The sequence below is a fragment of the Intestinibacter sp. genome (assembly GCF_022780145.1).
GTDB lineage: Bacteria > Bacillota > Clostridia > Peptostreptococcales > Peptostreptococcaceae > Intestinibacter.
Genome location: NZ_JALEXO010000040.1, coordinates 1 through 4388 on the forward strand (window position 1 = coordinate 1; position 4388 = coordinate 4388).

Sequence of the window (4388 nt, forward strand, 5' to 3'; positions counted from 1 at the left end):
GTATGAGAAGCAGTGACCATATCTCTCATACCAGTTTCATAGGCTCTTGTTGCTAGAGTTTCTAATCCTCTAGAAGCTTCATCATCTATTTCATCACAGTGAACGTCGATAAGTTTGTTGTATTTTTGAGCTAATTCGAAGCATATATTTAGAGATTCTACGCTATATTCACGAGTGAATTCAAAGTGAGGAATTGCACCTGCTGCATCTGCTCCCATTTTTAGCGCTTCCTCTAATAATTCTTTACCTTTTGGGTAGCTTAGAATACCGTATTGAGGGAATGCAACTATTTGGATATCGATAAAATCCTTTACTTCTTCACGAAGCTCTAAGATAGCTTCTAATGCAGTTAATTTAGGGTCATTTATATCTACATGAGTACGAACGTGTTGAACGCCATTAGCCGCTTGCATACGAACTACTTTATTTACACGATTTTTTACGTCTTCTTTAGTAAGGAATTCCTTTCTTTCCTCCCATCTTTCTATACCTTCAAATAGAGTCCCACTCATATTCCAACGAGGTTGACCAGCTGTCAAACAAGTATCTAGATGCACATGAGATTCTACAAAGGGAGGTAGAATTAATTTATCAGTGCAATCTACAACCTCTTCTCCAGGACGAGCTTCTAGATTTGCCCCTATTTGTTCGAATTTACCATCAGTAACACGAATATCTATAGCTTCTACAGAATTTTCAATATGTCCATTTTTAAATAACATTATTAAGCCTCCTCATTATCTTTTGAAAAAATTTGTCCTACAAAGTAACAAACTGCAGCTATTACCATAGCATTAATAGCAGCTATGCCCCATTGTAATGTGTTGGCAACTACAGCACCAATGACAATACCTAATACATTAAACCAATTTACAACTGGTAATTTACGTTCGCCATCGTATTTTTGGCGATTTTTAAAGAAATCTAAAATTACTATAATACCTATTGGAGGTAGGGCGCAGTTTAATATATTCAACCAACCAGTAAAGTTCCAATATAACCAAATAGCTAGTGCAGTACCAACTATACCAGCAATCCAAGTAGTAAGCTTCATACGAGCACCAGTTATATTAGAAAGTGCTAAACCGCCAGTGTATAAAGCATTGTTATTTGTTGTCCAAATATTAGCACCTAATACTATTAGAGCAGGAATAGCAAGTCCTTGTGCAATCATAACATAGAATATATCGTCTTTACCTGTGAATGCACCACCTACTGCACCGAAGCAGAACATAAGAGTATTTCCTAAGAAGAAAGCAATTACAGTAGTCCATACTGCAACCTTGTTGTTTTTAGCAAAACGTATAAAGTTAGGTGTTGCAGTTCCTCCAGATATAAATGAACCAATAACATATCCTATACCAGTAAATAGAGTTATTTGTCCAGCTGATTGATTAAATATAGCAACTAGACCTCCACCTTCAGTAGTTGCTCCGAACATAGAGTAAACACCTAGAATTACTATTAAAGGAACTGAAATTGTACTTACGACTTCTAATGCCTTCATACCAGTTGCAGCAGTTGCAGTCATTAAAAGACCAGCTATTATAGTAAGTACCCATTCATTTATACCTAATAATTGAGCTGCAGGAATTGAAAACATTGCAACCCCAACACCAAACCAGCCGATTTGAGTAAATCCTAGTACGAATGATGATAGATAAGATCCTTTTTTACCAAATGCATTACGGCATAAAAGATCCATATTCATACCAGTATCTGAACCAATATAGGCTAATAGACCACAATATGCAGATAAAATTATACCACCTATAACACAAGCTAAAATAAAATTGCTAAGGTCTAAGCCATTACCTAATTTACTACCAACACTCATGCTGGCAGAGAAGAATGTGAAGCCGAGCATTACAAAGAACATACTACGGAACCCTTTTCTAGCGGAGTCCGGTACTCTTTCTAATGAAAAGTCAGCATCTTCAGATGTTACTTTTTTGTTTTTAGTTTCCATAAAATCTCCCCTTTTTTATTTATTTGTATTTTGATTATATGTAGGAATACATATCCATCCCCAAATTTAAGTCTATCAAAATAATTAAAAAAATAATAGGAGTATCTTGTAAAAAATGTGATTTTGGGATTTATAATATAAATAAAGTACTATTGGGAGGTGTAGTTATGACAGAGGAAGAAAAAATATTTGCAGGTAAGTTATTTGATGCTAGAACAAAGGAATTAAAGGATATAAAACATAAGGCGCATATTCTTTGCCAAAAATTTAATACAATGGATGAATACGATGAAGACAGATTGCCAATAATAAAAGAATTTATAGGACAAATTGGAGAAAAATATTACTTCCAAGGACCTATACAATTTAATTACGGTACACACACATTTATAGGTGAAAATTTCTTCTCAAATTTTAATTTAATGGTTATGGACGATGCCAGAATCTACATAGGCGACAATGTAATGTTTGGACCAAATGTATCATTGATGGCGACAAATCATCCACTAATAGCTGAAGAGAGAATTGCTATGAAATATCCAGATGGGCATGTGTCTATGTCTGAGTTCGCCGACGAGATACATATAGGGAATAACGTATGGTTGGCAGCAAATGTAGTAGTTCTAGGAGGAGTTACGATAGGAGATAATGCTGTAATCGGTGCAGGAAGTATAGTGACAAAGGACATACCAGCTAATTACCTTGCTTATGGAGTTCCTTGTAAGCCAGTCAGAGAAATCACAGAAGAAGATTCAAAAATGGATTTACTTTAAATTATAAAAAAACATATAAATAGCGCCCCTAAGTAAATTGAGGGCGCTGATTTTTATGCATATATTATAAGCAATCCAACTGCCATTCCTATAATAGTTGAAAATGCTGGTAATTTGCTTCGATAAAGTAAAATTGCTTGTGGTAATATTTCACCAAATACGACGTATAGCATAGCACCACTTGCAAAGCAAAGGCTAAGTGCAAGTCCTAAAGGTCCGATATCACCTATAACATAACCAAGTAATCCTCCTATAATAGTGGGAGCACCACTTAGAGTGGTTATTAATATTGCTTTTGGTTTAGGCATACCACCACTAATTAATGGGACAGCAACTGCCATTCCTTCTGGAATATTATGAAGTCCGATAAGTACAGATAAAACTAATGCTGAATTTACTAATACACCGTCAGTATTTGCAAAAGATGCACCTATTGTCATACCTTCAGGTATATTATGAAGTGCTATTGCACATGCCATAACTACACCAGCTATAAATAAAGATATAGAGTTGTCCTTTTTCTTAATATGTTCGTTTAAATGATTACTATGTATTAATTCGTCTAATGCATCAGCTGTTTGAGGATGGTTTGAATCAATATGTGGAACTTCAGGATTAGTACGTTTATCTATTAAATAGTTTAATAAATATACGATTGCTACACCGAGAAGTATTGTCAATATAATAATATTTATATTAGTTTTTGTTTCAATTGCACTTAAGACTAAGTCGAAGCAGACAATGCTTATCATTACTCCACCTGCAAAGCTTAGAAGTAAGCTTACTGTTCGGCTAGAGTCTTTTTTAAATAATGCACCTACAACTCCACCTAATCCCGTTCCAACGGCACCTGCAATAGTTGTAACTAAAATTAGAGTTCCTATATTTCCCATGGTTTATCCCCCCTAAAATTTGAAAATATAATTTATCACTATTATTTTTGTAATGCATATGGCATTATATTATAAAAATTTATAATTAAGTTCTTGTCATATGATTCAAAAAAATTGTATTAATTTGGTAATTATAAGACTTTTTTATTATAACATAGTATTAATATAAATAAACATATAGGATTGAATTTTATATGGGAATATAATATAGTATAATATTTAATAAGAAAATAAAAATATTAATAAAAATTAATCTACAGGATATAGAAAGGAGAAAATACTATGGAAAAGGAATTATGGTCAGATCGTAAGAGAGTACTTTTTTTTGGACTACCACTTAGCTTTACGACATATCGTCTAACAAGTAACCGTCTTTTTATAAATTCGGGGCTTTTAACTCAAACACAAGATGAGGTTAGATTATACAGAATAACAGATGTATCTTTAAGTAGAACTTTAATTCAGAGAATTTTTGGACTAAGCACAATTCATTGTAACTCTAGTGATAAAACATTAGGAAACTTTGATATTGTAAATGTAAAAGACGGAGAAAGTGTAAAAGAATTGTTATCACAAAGTGTTGAACAAGAAAGAATAGCTAGAAGAGTTTATACTAGAGAAAATATGGTCGATGCAATTGATGATGACGATGTAGATAATGATTAGAAAAATGAGAATTATCGTTTCGCCTGCCAAGAAGATGAATATAAGTGATGATATTTTTGAATATAGAGATATGCCTATATTTTTAGA

General features: G+C 33.2%; 5 protein-coding genes. 2 read left to right on the forward strand and 3 right to left on the reverse strand.

The features are described from left to right. Together MR593_RS01535 and codB are read right to left on the reverse strand one after the other, a co-directional pair. On the reverse strand, positions 1-722 hold a 722-nt coding region (locus MR593_RS01535; protein ID WP_290686239.1), incomplete at its 3' end, for an amidohydrolase family protein. A gap of 2 nt (positions 723-724) precedes the next feature. Beyond that, positions 725-1969, reverse strand: coding sequence for a cytosine permease (gene codB, locus MR593_RS01540; protein ID WP_290686242.1), 1245 nt, complete (start codon positions 1967-1969; stop codon positions 725-727). Between the two features lie 167 nt (positions 1970-2136). On the opposite strand from codB, the gene MR593_RS01545 reads away from it, so the two are divergent. After that, positions 2137-2742, forward strand: a complete 606-nt coding sequence (locus tag MR593_RS01545) for a sugar O-acetyltransferase (RefSeq protein WP_290686245.1) — start codon at positions 2137-2139, stop codon at positions 2740-2742. 53 nt (positions 2743-2795) lie between these two features. Here MR593_RS01545 and MR593_RS01550 read toward each other — a convergent pair whose 3' ends face one another. After that, complete coding sequence (locus tag MR593_RS01550) at positions 2796-3635, reverse strand: ZIP family metal transporter (RefSeq protein ID WP_290686248.1); 840 nt, start codon at positions 3633-3635, stop codon at positions 2796-2798. A 282-nt stretch (positions 3636-3917) separates the two neighbouring features. Here MR593_RS01550 and MR593_RS01555 point away from each other — a divergent pair, with 282 nt between their 5' ends. Further along, entirely contained in the window at positions 3918-4301 is a 384-nt protein-coding gene (locus tag MR593_RS01555) for a PH domain-containing protein (RefSeq protein WP_290686250.1), read from the forward strand. The last annotated feature ends 87 nt before the right edge of the window (positions 4302-4388 follow it).

What these genes read in the sequence shown, in the direction of transcription:
- MR593_RS01555 (WP_290686250.1), top strand. Translation starts at nt 3,918, where the DNA reads ATGGAAAAGGAATTATGGTCAGATCGTAAGAGAGTACTTTTTTTTGGA.
- MR593_RS01550 (WP_290686248.1), bottom strand. Translation starts at nt 3,635, where the DNA reads ATGGGAAATATAGGAACTCTAATTTTAGTTACAACTATTGCAGGTGCC.
- MR593_RS01545 (WP_290686245.1), top strand. Translation starts at nt 2,137, where the DNA reads ATGACAGAGGAAGAAAAAATATTTGCAGGTAAGTTATTTGATGCTAGA.
- codB (WP_290686242.1), bottom strand. Translation starts at nt 1,969, where the DNA reads ATGGAAACTAAAAACAAAAAAGTAACATCTGAAGATGCTGACTTTTCA.